The sequence below is a fragment of the Pseudomonas sp. GW822-FHT04C11 genome (genome assembly GCF_058800905.1).
Genome location: NZ_JBXAMS010000010.1, coordinates 16,677 through 29,336, shown reverse-complemented (window position 1 = coordinate 29,336; position 12,660 = coordinate 16,677). Strand labels below are relative to the sequence as shown.

Annotated in this window: 22 protein-coding genes; all 22 read right to left on the bottom strand. The window is 54.6% G+C overall.

All coding sequences use genetic code 11. The annotated features are described in order from the left end of the window. Window positions 1-2: 2 nt before the first annotated feature. The 22 genes from rpsE to rpsG all read right to left on the bottom strand — a co-directional run bounded on the left by rpsE (window position 3) and on the right by rpsG (window position 12,600). Window positions 3-503 (bottom strand): 30S ribosomal protein S5, encoded by a 501-nt coding sequence (gene rpsE, locus AC1RJ3_RS17530; RefSeq protein WP_003186035.1) that lies wholly within the window; start codon window positions 501-503, stop codon window positions 3-5. A gap of 3 nt (window positions 504-506) precedes the next feature. Continuing rightward, window positions 507-857 carry a 50S ribosomal protein L18 gene (gene rplR / locus AC1RJ3_RS17525; RefSeq protein WP_003186037.1) on the bottom strand — a complete coding sequence of 117 codons (351 nt, stop codon included), beginning with the start codon at window positions 855-857 and terminating at the stop codon, window positions 507-509. A 10-nt stretch (window positions 858-867) separates the two neighbouring features. Then, window positions 868-1,401 carry a 50S ribosomal protein L6 gene (rplF, locus tag AC1RJ3_RS17520; RefSeq protein ID WP_007896774.1) on the bottom strand — a complete coding sequence of 178 codons (534 nt, stop codon included), beginning with the start codon at window positions 1,399-1,401 and terminating at the stop codon, window positions 868-870. A gap of 12 nt (window positions 1,402-1,413) precedes the next feature. Further along, window positions 1,414-1,806: a 30S ribosomal protein S8 gene (gene rpsH, locus AC1RJ3_RS17515; RefSeq protein WP_003186040.1), complete on the bottom strand. Its 393-nt coding sequence runs from the start codon at window positions 1,804-1,806 to the stop codon at window positions 1,414-1,416. Window positions 1,807-2,014: 208 nt separating this feature from the next. Then, entirely contained in the window at window positions 2,015-2,320 is a 306-nt protein-coding gene (gene rpsN / locus AC1RJ3_RS17510; protein WP_003176414.1) for a 30S ribosomal protein S14, read from the bottom strand. Between the two features lie 13 nt (window positions 2,321-2,333). Beyond that, entirely contained in the window at window positions 2,334-2,873 is a 540-nt protein-coding gene (gene rplE / locus AC1RJ3_RS17505; RefSeq protein WP_003210069.1) for a 50S ribosomal protein L5, read from the bottom strand. 20 nt (window positions 2,874-2,893) lie between these two features. Continuing rightward, window positions 2,894-3,208 (bottom strand): 50S ribosomal protein L24, encoded by a 315-nt coding sequence (rplX, locus tag AC1RJ3_RS17500; RefSeq protein ID WP_007896770.1) that lies wholly within the window; start codon window positions 3,206-3,208, stop codon window positions 2,894-2,896. A gap of 11 nt (window positions 3,209-3,219) precedes the next feature. Then, window positions 3,220-3,588, bottom strand: a complete 369-nt coding sequence (gene rplN, locus AC1RJ3_RS17495) for a 50S ribosomal protein L14 (protein WP_002555479.1) — start codon at window positions 3,586-3,588, stop codon at window positions 3,220-3,222. Between the two features lie 23 nt (window positions 3,589-3,611). Beyond that, window positions 3,612-3,878 carry a 30S ribosomal protein S17 gene (gene rpsQ / locus AC1RJ3_RS17490; RefSeq protein ID WP_003176419.1) on the bottom strand — a complete coding sequence of 89 codons (267 nt, stop codon included), beginning with the start codon at window positions 3,876-3,878 and terminating at the stop codon, window positions 3,612-3,614. Between the two features lie 2 nt (window positions 3,879-3,880). Beyond that, window positions 3,881-4,072: a 50S ribosomal protein L29 gene (gene rpmC / locus AC1RJ3_RS17485; RefSeq protein WP_008030901.1), complete on the bottom strand. Its 192-nt coding sequence runs from the start codon at window positions 4,070-4,072 to the stop codon at window positions 3,881-3,883. Further along, window positions 4,072-4,485 (bottom strand): 50S ribosomal protein L16, encoded by a 414-nt coding sequence (gene rplP, locus AC1RJ3_RS17480; RefSeq protein WP_003186052.1) that lies wholly within the window; start codon window positions 4,483-4,485, stop codon window positions 4,072-4,074. Before rplP ends, rpmC begins: the two co-directional genes overlap by 1 nt. Window positions 4,486-4,497: 12 nt before the next feature. Next, window positions 4,498-5,184 (bottom strand): 30S ribosomal protein S3, encoded by a 687-nt coding sequence (rpsC, locus tag AC1RJ3_RS17475; protein ID WP_003176422.1) that lies wholly within the window; start codon window positions 5,182-5,184, stop codon window positions 4,498-4,500. A 13-nt stretch (window positions 5,185-5,197) separates the two neighbouring features. Next, a complete protein-coding gene (gene rplV / locus AC1RJ3_RS17470) occupies window positions 5,198-5,530 on the bottom strand; it encodes a 50S ribosomal protein L22 (RefSeq protein ID WP_003103908.1) in 333 nt (110 codons plus the stop codon). Between the two features lie 11 nt (window positions 5,531-5,541). Beyond that, complete coding sequence (gene rpsS / locus AC1RJ3_RS17465; RefSeq protein WP_002555486.1) at window positions 5,542-5,817, bottom strand: 30S ribosomal protein S19; 276 nt, start codon at window positions 5,815-5,817, stop codon at window positions 5,542-5,544. A gap of 16 nt (window positions 5,818-5,833) precedes the next feature. Next, a complete protein-coding gene (gene rplB / locus AC1RJ3_RS17460) occupies window positions 5,834-6,658 on the bottom strand; it encodes a 50S ribosomal protein L2 (protein ID WP_003186055.1) in 825 nt (274 codons plus the stop codon). A 14-nt stretch (window positions 6,659-6,672) separates the two neighbouring features. Continuing rightward, window positions 6,673-6,972, bottom strand: a complete 300-nt coding sequence (gene rplW, locus AC1RJ3_RS17455) for a 50S ribosomal protein L23 (RefSeq protein ID WP_002555488.1) — start codon at window positions 6,970-6,972, stop codon at window positions 6,673-6,675. After that, window positions 6,969-7,571, bottom strand: coding sequence for a 50S ribosomal protein L4 (rplD, locus tag AC1RJ3_RS17450; RefSeq protein WP_003186057.1), 603 nt, complete (start codon window positions 7,569-7,571; stop codon window positions 6,969-6,971). Before rplD ends, rplW begins: the two co-directional genes overlap by 4 nt. A 12-nt stretch (window positions 7,572-7,583) precedes the next feature. After that, a complete protein-coding gene (gene rplC / locus AC1RJ3_RS17445) occupies window positions 7,584-8,219 on the bottom strand; it encodes a 50S ribosomal protein L3 (RefSeq protein ID WP_003186059.1) in 636 nt (211 codons plus the stop codon). Between the two features lie 80 nt (window positions 8,220-8,299). Then, window positions 8,300-8,611: a 30S ribosomal protein S10 gene (gene rpsJ / locus AC1RJ3_RS17440; RefSeq protein ID WP_003186070.1), complete on the bottom strand. Its 312-nt coding sequence runs from the start codon at window positions 8,609-8,611 to the stop codon at window positions 8,300-8,302. A 157-nt stretch (window positions 8,612-8,768) separates the two neighbouring features. Continuing rightward, window positions 8,769-9,962, bottom strand: coding sequence for an elongation factor Tu (gene tuf / locus AC1RJ3_RS17435; RefSeq protein ID WP_054594277.1), 1,194 nt, complete (start codon window positions 9,960-9,962; stop codon window positions 8,769-8,771). A 31-nt stretch (window positions 9,963-9,993) separates the two neighbouring features. After that, window positions 9,994-12,099, bottom strand: a complete 2,106-nt coding sequence (gene fusA / locus AC1RJ3_RS17430; protein ID WP_019693879.1) for an elongation factor G — start codon at window positions 12,097-12,099, stop codon at window positions 9,994-9,996. A 30-nt stretch (window positions 12,100-12,129) separates the two neighbouring features. Next, entirely contained in the window at window positions 12,130-12,600 is a 471-nt protein-coding gene (rpsG, locus tag AC1RJ3_RS17425) for a 30S ribosomal protein S7 (RefSeq protein ID WP_002555493.1), read from the bottom strand. Window positions 12,601-12,660: the final 60 nt, after the last annotated feature.

Here is a 12,660-nt window from a genome sequence, read left to right as displayed (position 1 = left end):
GATCAGAAGATCTCCTTGACGCTTTTGCCACGCTTGGCGGCAATGGATTCAGGAGACTGCATAGCTTTCAAACCTTTGAAAGTGGCGTGAACCACGTTTACCGGGTTAGTCGAGCCGTAGCACTTGGCCAGAACGTTCTGAACGCCAGCAACTTCGAGGACAGCACGCATAGCGCCGCCAGCGATGATACCGGTACCTTCAGAAGCAGGCTGCATGTACACCTTCGAAGCGCCATGGGCGGACTTCATTGCGTACTGCAGAGTGGTGCCGTTCAGATCAACTTGGATCATGTTGCGGCGAGCAGCTTCCATTGCCTTCTGGATCGCAGCAGGCACTTCACGCGACTTGCCACGGCCGAAGCCAACGCGCCCTTTACCATCACCAACCACGGTCAACGCGGTGAAAGTGAAGATACGGCCGCCTTTAACGGTTTTGGCTACGCGGTTAACTTGAACCAGCTTCTCGATGTAGCCTTCGTCGCGCTTTTGGTCGTTATTTGACATAACTTAGAACTCCAGCCCAGCTTCACGAGCAGCATCAGCCAGCGCCTTGACGCGGCCGTGGTACTTGAAGCCAGAGCGGTCGAAAGCCACCTGCGAGACGCCAGCGGCTTTAGCACGCGTAGCGACCAGCTGGCCAACCTTAGTGGCCGCGTCGATGTTGCCAGTGGCGCCATCACGCAGTTCTTTATCCAAAGTCGAGGCACTTGCCAGGACTTTGTTGCCGTCGGCCGAAATGACCTGGGCGTAGATGTGCTGCGACGAACGGAACACGCAGAGACGCACGACTTCGAGTTCGTGCATTTTCAGGCGTGCTTTGCGAGCGCGACGCAGTCGAGTAACTTTTTTGTCGGTCATTTGCTATGCCCTACTTCTTCTTGGCTTCTTTACGACGGACGACTTCGTCCGCGTAGCGCACACCTTTGCCTTTGTACGGCTCTGGTGGACGGAAGTCGCGGATCTCGGCGGCCACTTGACCTACCAGCTGCTTATCGATACCCCGGATCAGGATGTCGGTTTGGCTAGGAGTCTCAGCGGTGATGCCTTCCGGCAGTTCGTAATCCACTGGGTGCGAGAAGCCAAGAGCCAGGTTCAGCACTGTGCCTTTTGCTTGCGCTTTGTAACCAACACCGACCAGCTGGAGCTTGCGCTCGAAGCCTTGGCTTACGCCTTGGACCATGTTGTTTACCAACGCACGAGTGGTACCGGCCATTGCGCGAGTTTGTTGATCGCCATTGCGAGCAGCGAAACGCAGCTCACCAGCTTCTTCAACGATCTCAACGGACGAATGGATGTTCAGTTCAAGAGTACCCTTGGCACCCTTCACCGAAAGCTGTTGGCCTGCGAATTTTACTTCGACACCGGCTGGCAGCTTAACGGGGTTCTTAGCGACGCGAGACATGCTTATCCCCCCTTAGAACACAGTGCAAAGAACTTCGCCGCCGACACCGGCAGCGCGCGCAGCACGATCCGTCATCACACCTTTGTTGGTGGAGACGATAGACACACCGAGACCGCCACGAACTTTTGGCAGATCATCGACGGACTTGTACTGACGCAGGCCTGGACGGCTAACGCGCTTCACTTCCTCGATGACCGGACGGCCTTCGAAGTACTTCAGCTCGATGGACAGCAGTGGCTTGATTTCGCTGCTGATCTGATAACCCGCGATGTAACCTTCGTCCTTCAGGACTTTAGCTACAGCCACCTTCAACGTGGAAGACGGCATGCTTACGACGGACTTTTCAGCCATCTGGGCATTACGGATTCGAGTTAGCATGTCCGCTAACGGGTCCTGCATACTCATGGGCTAGACGCTCCTAATACAAAAAAATAAGCCTTGCGGCTACTACCTTCGCCGAGAAACTCCGCACGAAAAAAGCACGGGCTCAGGCGAGCCGGGTATTCTAGACACACCCCACAAATGAATCAAGCCCCAATAGGGGCTTGATTCAAGTTCAAGGTCGCCGGCGGTCAGGATCTTGCGATCCCGAGCGCCGAGACTTTGATAGTGCTTACCAGCTGGCTTTAACCAGACCAGGTACGTCACCACGCATTGCCGCTTCACGCAGTTTGTTACGGCCAAGGCCGAACTTGCGGTAAACGCCGTGTGGACGACCGGTCAGGCGGCAGCGGTTACGCATGCGCGAAGCGCTTGCATCACGTGGCTGCTTCTGCAGAGCTACTGTAGCTTCCCAACGCGCTTCTGGACTTGCGTTCAGATCAACGATGATAGCTTTCAGTGCTGCACGCTTCTTGGCGTACTTGGCAACCGTGAGCTGACGCTTCAGCTCGCGGTTTTTCATGCTCATCTTGGCCATTTTCCTACTCCAATCAGTTGCGGAACGGGAATTTGAAAGCACGCAGCAGTGCGCGACCTTCATCATCGTTCTTGGCAGTGGTGGTCAGGGTAATGTCCAGACCGCGGAGAGCATCGATCTTGTCGTAATCGATTTCCGGGAAAATGATCTGCTCTTTTACGCCCATGCTGTAGTTACCACGACCATCGAAGGACTTGGCATTCAGGCCGCGGAAGTCGCGAACCCGAGGCAGGGAGATCGACAGCAGACGATCCAGGAACTCGTACATACGCTCACGGCGCAGGGTCACTTTGACGCCGATCGGCCAACCTTCACGGACTTTAAAGCCAGCGATGGATTTCCGAGCGTAGGTCACAACGACTTTCTGGCCGGTGATCTTTTCCAGGTCAGCAACAGCGTGCTCGATGACTTTTTTGTCGCCGATCGCTTCGCCCAGACCCATGTTCAGGGTGATTTTGGTAACGCGCGGAACTTCCATCACGTTCGAAAGCTTAAGTTCTTCCTTAAGTTTCGGTGCGATTTCCTTCCGGTAAATCTCTTTTAGTCGTGCCATGGTCTTCTACCTAGCAGTGTTCAAGCATCAACCGCTTTTTGGGTCGACTTGAAGACACGAATTTTCTTGCCGTCTTCTACTTTGAAACCAACGCGGTCAGCCTTGTTGGTTTCGCCGTTGAAAATGGCGACGTTGGAAGCGTGCAGTGGCGCTTCTTTTTCGACGATACCGCCTTGTACGCCCGACATCGGGTTAGGCTTGGTATGACGCTTAACCAGGTTCAGACCACCAACGACCAGACGGTCGTCAGCGAGAACCTTAAGCACCTTACCGCGCTTACCTTTGTCTTTGCCGGCGATCACGATGATCTCGTCGTCACGACGAATCTTTTGCATGTCGGATCTCCTTACAGCACTTCTGGGGCGAGCGAGACGATCTTCATGAACTTCTCAGTACGAAGTTCACGGGTCACTGGCCCAAAGATACGGGTGCCGATCGGCTCTTGCTTGTTGTTCAGAAGAACAGCAGCGTTGCCATCAAAGCGGATAATGGAGCCATCAGCACGACGTACGCCGTGACGAGTGCGGACTACAACAGCAGTCATCACTTGGCCTTTTTTCACTTTACCGCGAGGAATTGCTTCCTTGACGGTAACTTTGATGATGTCACCGATACCAGCGTAACGACGATGGGAGCCACCCAGCACCTTGATGCACATAACACGGCGAGCGCCGCTGTTATCGGCCACATCGAGCATGGATTGAGTCTGAATCATATAATTTCTCCGACCCCTAGTCCTTAGACTTCCACAGCGCGTTCGAGAACATCAACCAGTGCCCAAGACTTGGTCTTGGCCAAAGGACGAGTTTCACGAATAGTGACTTTGTCGCCGATGTGGCACTGATTGGTTTCGTCGTGCGCGTGCAGCTTAGTCGAACGCTTAACGTATTTACCGTAGATCGGGTGCTTTACGCGACGCTCGATCAGAACGGTGATGGTCTTGTCCATTTTGTCGCTGACAACACGGCCAGTCAGCGTACGGACGGTTTTTTCGGCTTCAGCCATGATTACTTACCTGCCTGCTGTTTGAGCACAGTCTTCACGCGAGCGATGTCACGCTTAACTTGCCGGAGCAGGTGAGACTGCCCCAACTGGCCAGTTGCTTTCTGCATACGCAGATTGAACTGGTCGCGCAACAGGCCGAGCAGTTGCTCGTTTAGCTGTGGCGCGTCTTTTTCACGAAGTTCATTCGCTTTCATCACATCACCGTCCGTTTAACAAAGGAGGTGGCGAGCGGCAGCTTTGCAGCAGCCAGGGCGAAAGCCTCACGCGCCAGCTCTTCAGAAACGCCCTCGATTTCATACAGGACTTTGCCTGGCTGAATCTGGGCAACCCAGTACTCCACGTTACCCTTACCTTTACCCATCCGAACTTCGAGTGGCTTCTTGGTGACAGGCTTGTCCGGGAATACACGGATCCAGATCTTGCCGCCACGTTTTACGTGACGGGTCAGAGCACGACGCGCTGACTCGATCTGACGAGCGGTGAGACGACCACGAGCAACAGACTTCAGCGCGAACTCGCCGAAGCTGACTTTGCTACCGCGCAATGCCAGACCACGGTTGTGGCCAGTCATCTGCTTGCGGAACTTCGTACGCTTTGGTTGCAACATTTGGCGTACCCCTTACTTAGCAGCTTTTTTACGAGGCGCTGGTGCTTGTGGTTTCAGCTCTTCTTGGCGACCACCAATTACTTCGCCTTTGAAGATCCAAACCTTTACACCGATCACACCGTAGGTGGTGTGAGCTTCGTAGTTGGCATAGTCGATGTCGGCACGCAGGGTGTGCAGTGGCACACGACCTTCGCGATACCATTCAGTACGTGCGATTTCAGCACCGCCGAGACGACCGCTCACTTGGATTTTGATGCCTTTGGCACCAATGCGCATGGCGTTCTGAACAGCGCGCTTCATAGCGCGACGGAACATTACGCGACGCTCCAGCTGCTGAGCTACGCTCTGCGCAACCAGCATACCGTCGAGTTCCGGCTTGCGGATCTCTTCGATATTGATGTGCACAGGCACACCCATTTGCTTGGTCAGGTCCTGACGCAGTTTCTCAACATCTTCACCTTTCTTCCCGATAACGATACCTGGACGAGCGGTGTGGATGGTGATACGTGCAGTTTGGGCCGGACGATGGATATCGATACGGCTTACGGACGCGCTTTTTAGTTTGTCTTGGAGATACTCACGCACCTTCAGATCAGCGAACAAATAGTCCGCATAAGTCCGACCGTCTGCGTACCAGACGGAGGTGTGCTCCTTGACGATTCCCAGGCGAATGCCAATGGGATGTACTTTCTGACCCATCTCTTCGACTCCGTTACTTGTCAGCAACCTTGACAGTGATATGGCAAGACCGCTTGACGATGCGATCAGCACGGCCTTTGGCACGTGGCATGATGCGCTTCAGCGAACGCCCTTCGTTGACGAAAACGGTGCTGACTTTAAGGTCATCAACGTCTGCGCCTTCGTTATGCTCGGCGTTGGCTACGGCCGACTCCAGCACTTTCTTCATGATCTCGGCGGCTTTCTTACTGCTGAAAGCCAACAGGTTGAGCGCTTCGCCCACCTTCTTCCCGCGGATCTGGTCGGCGACCAAGCGGGCTTTCTGGGCGGAGATTCGAGCGCCCGACAACTTAGCGGCTACTTCCATTTCCTAACCCCTTAACGCTTGGCTTTCTTGTCAGCCACGTGCCCACGATATGTGCGGGTACCGGCGAACTCGCCCAGTTTGTGGCCGACCATGTCTTCGTTAACGAGAACTGGGACGTGTTGACGACCGTTGTGTACTGCGATGGTCAGACCGACCATTTGTGGCAGGATCATGGAACGGCGCGACCAGGTCTTAACTGGTTTGCGATCGTTCTTTTCCGCCGCCACTTCGATCTTCTTCAGTAGGTGAAGATCGATAAAAGGACCTTTTTTCAGAGAACGTGGCACTGTCGTATCCCTCTATTTACTTGCGACGACGGACGATCATTTTGTCGGTACGCTTATTACCACGAGTCTTCGCGCCCTTAGTCGGGAAGCCCCATGGCGATACCGGATGACGACCACCAGAGGTACGACCTTCACCACCACCATGTGGGTGGTCAACCGGGTTCATGGCAACACCACGAACGGTTGGGCGAACGCCACGCCAGCGTTTGGCACCAGCTTTACCCAGCGAACGCAGGCTGTGCTCGGAGTTCGAGACTTCGCCCAGGGTCGCACGGCATTCAGCCAGCACTTTACGCATCTCACCAGAACGCAGACGCAGGGTCACGTAGACACCTTCACGAGCGATCAGCTGAGCCGAAGCACCAGCGGAACGAGCGATTTGCGCGCCTTTACCTGGCTTCAATTCGATGCCGTGTACGGTGCTACCAACTGGAATGTTACGCAGTTGCAGAGCGTTGCCCGGCTTGATCGGTGCCAGAGCACCTGCGATCAGCTGGTCGCCAGCGCTCACGCCTTTAGGGGCGATGATGTAGCGACGCTCGCCATCTGCGTACAGCAGCAGAGCGATGTGAGCAGTACGGTTTGGATCGTATTCGATACGCTCGACAGTGGCAGCGATGCCATCTTTGTCGTTACGACGGAAGTCGACCAGACGATAATGCTGCTTATGACCACCACCGATGTGACGAGTGGTAATACGGCCATTGTTGTTACGACCACCAGACTTCGATTTTTTCTCGAGCAGCGGTGCGTGAGGAGCGCCTTTATGCAGCTCCTGGTTGACCACCTTGACCACAAAACGGCGGCCAGGGGAAGTCGGTTTGCATTTAACGATTGCCATGATGCACCCCTTCCTTACTCAGCACTGCTGCTGAAATCGAGATCTTGGCCTGGCTGAAGGGAGATAACTGCCTTCTTCCAGTCATTACGCTTGCCCAGACCGCGAGCAGTGCGCTTGCTCTTACCCAGAACATTCAGGGTAGTAACACGCTCTACTTTCACGCTGAACAGGCTTTCGACGGCCTTCTTGATTTCCAGCTTGGTTGCGTCTGTAGCAACCTTGAAAACGAACTGGCCTTTCTTGTCTGCCAGAACCGTAGCCTTCTCGGAAACGTGCGGGCCAAGCAGAACTTTAAATACGCGTTCCTGGTTCATCCCAGCAGCTCCTCGAATTTCTTCACGGCCGACACGGTGATCAACACCTTGTCGTATGCGATCAGACTAACTGGATCGGAACCTTGCACGTCACGTACATCAACGTGTGGCAGGTTACGAGCAGCCAGGTACAGGTTCTGATCAACAGCATCGGACACGATCAGGACATCAGTCAGACCCATGCCATTCAGCTTGTTCAGCAGATCTTTGGTTTTCGGTGCTTCAACAGCGAAGTCCTGAACCACGACCAGACGATCAGTACGCACCAGCTCAGCAAGGATGGAACGCATTGCTGCGCGATACATCTTCTTGTTCAGCTTTTGGGAGTGATCCTGTGGACGAGCTGCGAAAGTGGTACCGCCGCCGCGCCAGATTGGGCTACGGATAGTACCAGCACGAGCACGGCCAGTACCTTTCTGACGCCATGGGCGCTTACCGCCACCAGAAACGTCGGAACGGGTCTTTTGCTGCTTGCTACCTTGACGGCCGCCAGCCATGTAGGCCACGACTGCTTGGTGAACCAGCGTCTCGTTGAACTCGCCGCCAAATGTCAGTTCGGAAACTTCGATCGCTTGAGCGTCATTTACATTTAATTGCATGTCAGCTTCCCCTTAACCGCGAGCCTTGGCTGCTGGACGTACAACCAGGTTGCCGCCAGTAGCGCCAGGAACAGCGCCCTTGACCAACAACAGATTGCGTTCAGCGTCCACGCGCACTACTTCCAGGGACTGCACGGTCACGCGCTCAGCGCCCATATGACCGGACATTTTTTTGCCCTTGAATACACGACCAGGAGTCTGGCACTGGCCGATAGAGCCTGGGACGCGGTGGGATACGGAGTTACCGTGGGTGTTATCTTGCCCGCGGAAATTCCAACGCTTGATCGTACCCTGGAAGCCTTTACCCTTGGACTGACCGGTTACATCAACCAGTTGACCAGCGGCGAAGATTTCAGCGTTGATCAGATCGCCGGCCTGGTACTCGCCTTCTTCAAGGCGGAATTCCATTACGGTACGACCAGCGGCAACGTTCGCTTTAGCGAAGTGGCCAGCCTGAGCAGCTGTTACACGCGAAGCACGACGCTCGCCGACAGTGACTTGCACTGCACGATAGCCATCGGTCTCTTCAGTTTTGAACTGGGTGACGCGATTCGGCTCGATCTCAATGACCGTGACCGGAATGGAGACACCTTCTTCGGTGAAAATACGGGTCATACCGCATTTACGACCGACTACACCAATAGTCATGTTGTAAACCTCATGAGTGTACGGGGCTTTCACCCGCTATGGCCGCCCATTTCAGAGCGTTACACGACTAAGACCGAGTCTTAGCCGAGGCTGATCTGCACTTCCACACCGGCCGCAAGATCAAGCTTCATAAGTGCATCAACGGTTTTATCCGTTGGCTGGACGATGTCCAGAACGCGCTTATGAGTACGGATCTCGTACTGGTCACGCGCGTCTTTGTTGACGTGCGGGGAGACCAGAACGGTGAACCGCTCTTTACGGGTAGGCAGTGGAATTGGACCACGCACTTGAGCACCAGTACGTTTCGCGGTTTCCACGATTTCCTGGGTGGATTGGTCGATCAGGCGATGGTCAAAAGCCTTCAACCTGATACGGATTTGCTGATTTTGCATTGGATTTCAGACTCCGGCTGCTATTCCCAGCGGGCGCAATACGCCCGTTAAAAGGAGGCGCAATTCTATAGACGCCCCAGATAGGTGTCAACCCAATAAAAAAGCCCCCGCTGAGCGGGGGCCTTTTCAAAGCATCGAAGCTAACTCAACGAAGAGCTTACTCGATGATTTTGGCTACGACGCCAGCGCCGACGGTACGACCGCCTTCACGGATAGCGAAACGCAGACCATCTTCCATTGCGATGGTTTTGATCAGGGTAACAGTCATCTGAATGTTGTCACCTGGCATTACCATTTCAACGCCTTCTGGCAGCTCGCAGTTACCAGTCACGTCAGTAGTACGGAAGTAGAACTGTGGACGGTAGCCTTTGAAGAACGGAGTGTGACGACCGCCTTCTTCCTTGCTCAGAACATAAACTTCTGCAGTGAACTTGGTGTGCGGCTTAACCGAACCTGGCTTAACCAGAACCTGGCCACGCTCAACGTCGTCACGCTTGGTGCCACGCAGCAGCACGCCGCAGTTCTCGCCAGCACGACCTTCGTCGAGCAGCTTGCGGAACATTTCAACACCAGTGCAGGTGGTGACGGTAGTGTCACGCAGACCAACGATTTCCAGTGGATCCTGAACGCGAACGATACCGCGCTCGATACGACCAGTCACAACAGTACCGCGACCCGAGATCGAGAATACGTCTTCGATTGGCATCAGGAACGGCTTGTCGATAGCACGCTCAGGCTCTGGGATGTAGCTGTCCAGAGTCTCAACCAGCTTCTTGACGGCAGTGGTGCCCATCTCGTTATCGTCCAGACCTTCCAGCGCCATACGGGCAGAGCCGATGATGATTGGAGTGTCGTCGCCCGGGAAGTCGTAAGTGCTCAGCAGATCGCGCACTTCCATCTCAACCAGTTCCAGCAGCTCAGCGTCGTCTACCAGGTCAGCCTTGTTCAGGAAAACCACGATGTACGGAACGCCTACCTGACGGGACAGCAGGATGTGCTCACGGGTTTGTGGCATCGGACCATCAGCGGCCGAGCAAACCAGGATAGCGCCGTCCATTTGAGCAGCACCGGTGATCATGTTCTTCACGTAGTCAGCGTGACCTGGGCAGTCAACGTGAGCGTAGTGACGGATCTTCGAGTTGTACTCAACGTGTGCGGTGTTGATGGTGATACCGCGAGCCTTCTCTTCTGGTGCGCTGTCGATCTTGTCGAAGTCAACACGAGCCGAACCGAAAACTTCGGAGCAGACGCGAGTCAGAGCAGCAGTCAGAGTGGTTTTACCGTGGTCAACGTGACCGATGGTGCCAACGTTGACGTGCGGTAGGGAACGATCAAATTTTTCTTTAGCCACGACAATTAACTCCTAGCCTAAAGGGGCTGAATCAGCCTTGTTTTTTGGTTACAGTTTCGACGATATGCGACGGAGCTGTATTGTATTTTTTGAATTCCATAGAGTAGCTTGCGCGACCCTGAGACATGGAACGGACGTCGGTCGCATAACCGAACATCTCACCCAACGGAACTTCAGCACGAATTACTTTGCCGGAGACCGTGTCTTCCATACCCAAGATCATGCCGCGACGACGGTTAAGGTCGCCCATCACGTCACCCATATAGTCTTCAGGCGTAACAACCTCTACCGCCATGATCGGCTCAAGCAATTCACCACCGCCCTTCTGGGCCAGTTGCTTGGTCGCCATGGAAGCAGCCACCTTAAACGCCATCTCGTTGGAGTCGACGTCGTGGTAGGAACCATCAAACACGGTAGCCTTCAGGCCGATCAGCGGATAGCCGGCAACAACGCCGTTCTTCATCTGCTCTTCGATACCCTTCTGGATAGCCGGGATGTATTCCTTAGGAACCACACCACCCACTACTTCGTTCAGGAATTGCAGACCTTCCTGACCTTCGTCAGCAGGAGCAAAACGGATCCAGCAATGACCGAACTGGCCACGACCGCCGGACTGACGAACGAACTTGCCTTCGATTTCGCAGCTCTTCGTGATGCGCTCACGATAGGAAACCTGAGGCTTACCAATGTTGGCTTCGACGTTGAACTCACGGCGCATCCGGTCAACCAGGATGTCCAGGTGCAGCTCGCCCATGCCGGAGATGATCGTTTGACCAGTCTCTTCATCGGTTTTAACGCGGAAAGACGGGTCTTCCTGAGCCAGTTTGCCCAGAGCGATACCCATTTTTTCCTGGTCATCCTTGGTCTTAGGCTCAACGGCAACCGAAATAACCGGCTCCGGGAAGTCCATGCGAACCAGGATGATTGGCTTGTCAGCGTTGCACAAGGTTTCACCAGTGGTGACGTCCTTCATGCCGATCAAGGCCGCGATGTCGCCAGCGCGCACTTCCTTGATTTCTTCACGGGCGTTTGCGTGCATTTGCACCATACGACCCACGCGCTCTTTCTTGCCTTTAACCGAGTTGATCACGCCGTCGCCGGAAGCCAACACGCCCGAGTAAACACGGACGAAGGTCAAGGTACCCACGAATGGGTCGGTAGCGATCTTGAACGCCAGAGCCGAGAACGGCTCGTCGTCGCTCGCATGACGCTCCATCTGCTTTTCCTCGTCATCCGGGTCAGTACCCTTGATGGCAGGAATATCGGTAGGAGCAGGCAGGTAGTCGATAACGGCGTCGAGAACCAGGGGAACACCCTTGTTCTTGAAGGAAGAACCGCAAACAGCCAGAACGATCTCACCAGCGATAGTACGCTGACGCAGAGCGGCCTTGATTTCCTCGATGGAGAGCTCTTCCCCTTCGAGGTACTTGTTCATCAGCTCTTCGCTGGCTTCAGCCGCAGCTTCAACCATGTTGCTACGCCACTCTTCAGCCAGTTCCTGCAGTTCAGCAGGGATAGCTTCGCGACGAGGCGTCATGCCCTTGTCAGCATCATTCCAGTAAACCGCTTCCATGGTCATCAGATCGATCTGACCCTGGAAGTTGTCTTCGGAACCGATAGCCAACTGGATTGGCACTGGAGTGTGACCCAGACGCTGTTTGATCTGAGCGATCACGCGCAGGAAGTTCGCACCAGCACGGTCCATCTTGTTCACGTAAACGATACGTGGAACACCGTACTTGTTGGCTTGACGCCATACGGTTTCGGACTGAGGCTCAACACCCGAAGTACCACAGAACACAACGACCGCGCCGTCGAGTACACGCAGGGAACGCTCAACTTCAATGGTGAAGTCTACGTGGCCCGGGGTGTCAATGACGTTGAAACGGTATTGGTCCTTGTGCTGCTTCGCAGAACCCTGCCAGAAGGCGGTGATAGCAGCAGAAGTAATGGTAATACCACGCTCCTGCTCCTGCACCATCCAGTCCGTGGTCGCGGCGCCATCATGCACCTCGCCCATCTTGTGACTTTTGCCGGTGTAAAAAAGGACGCGCTCAGTGGTAGTGGTTTTACCAGCATCCACGTGAGCAACGATACCGATGTTACGGTAGCGGCTAATCGGAGTAGTACGAGCCATAAAGCCCTCGCAAAATTAGTGAAGCTAAAATTAGAAGCGGTAGTGCGAGAAAGCTTTGTTAGCTTCAGCCATACGGTGCACGTCTTCACGCTTCTTAACAGCAGCACCTTTACCTTCAGCAGCGTCCAACAGTTCGCCAGCCAAACGCAGAGCCATAGACTTCTCGCCACGCTTACGGGCGAAGTCTACCAACCAGCGCATTGCCAGAGCGTTACGACGGGACGGACGAACTTCGACCGGAACCTGGTAAGTAGCACCGCCTACACGGCGCGACTTCACTTCGACCAGCGGAGCGATGGCGTCGAGAGCTTTCTCGAAGATTTCCAGGGGATCGCTGTTCTTGCGTTCTTTAACCTTTTCCAGCGCGCCATAAACGATACGCTCGGCAACGGCTTTCTTGCCGCTTTCCATCACGTGGTTCATGAACTTGGCCAGGATTTGGCTTCCGTATTTTGGATCGTCAAGCACTTCGCGCTTGGCTGCTACGCGTCTTCTTGGCATGGATAAGCCCTCAAACGGTCTTCAGGTTCGCTCGGAATCGGTGCCCTTTCGGGACGCCTC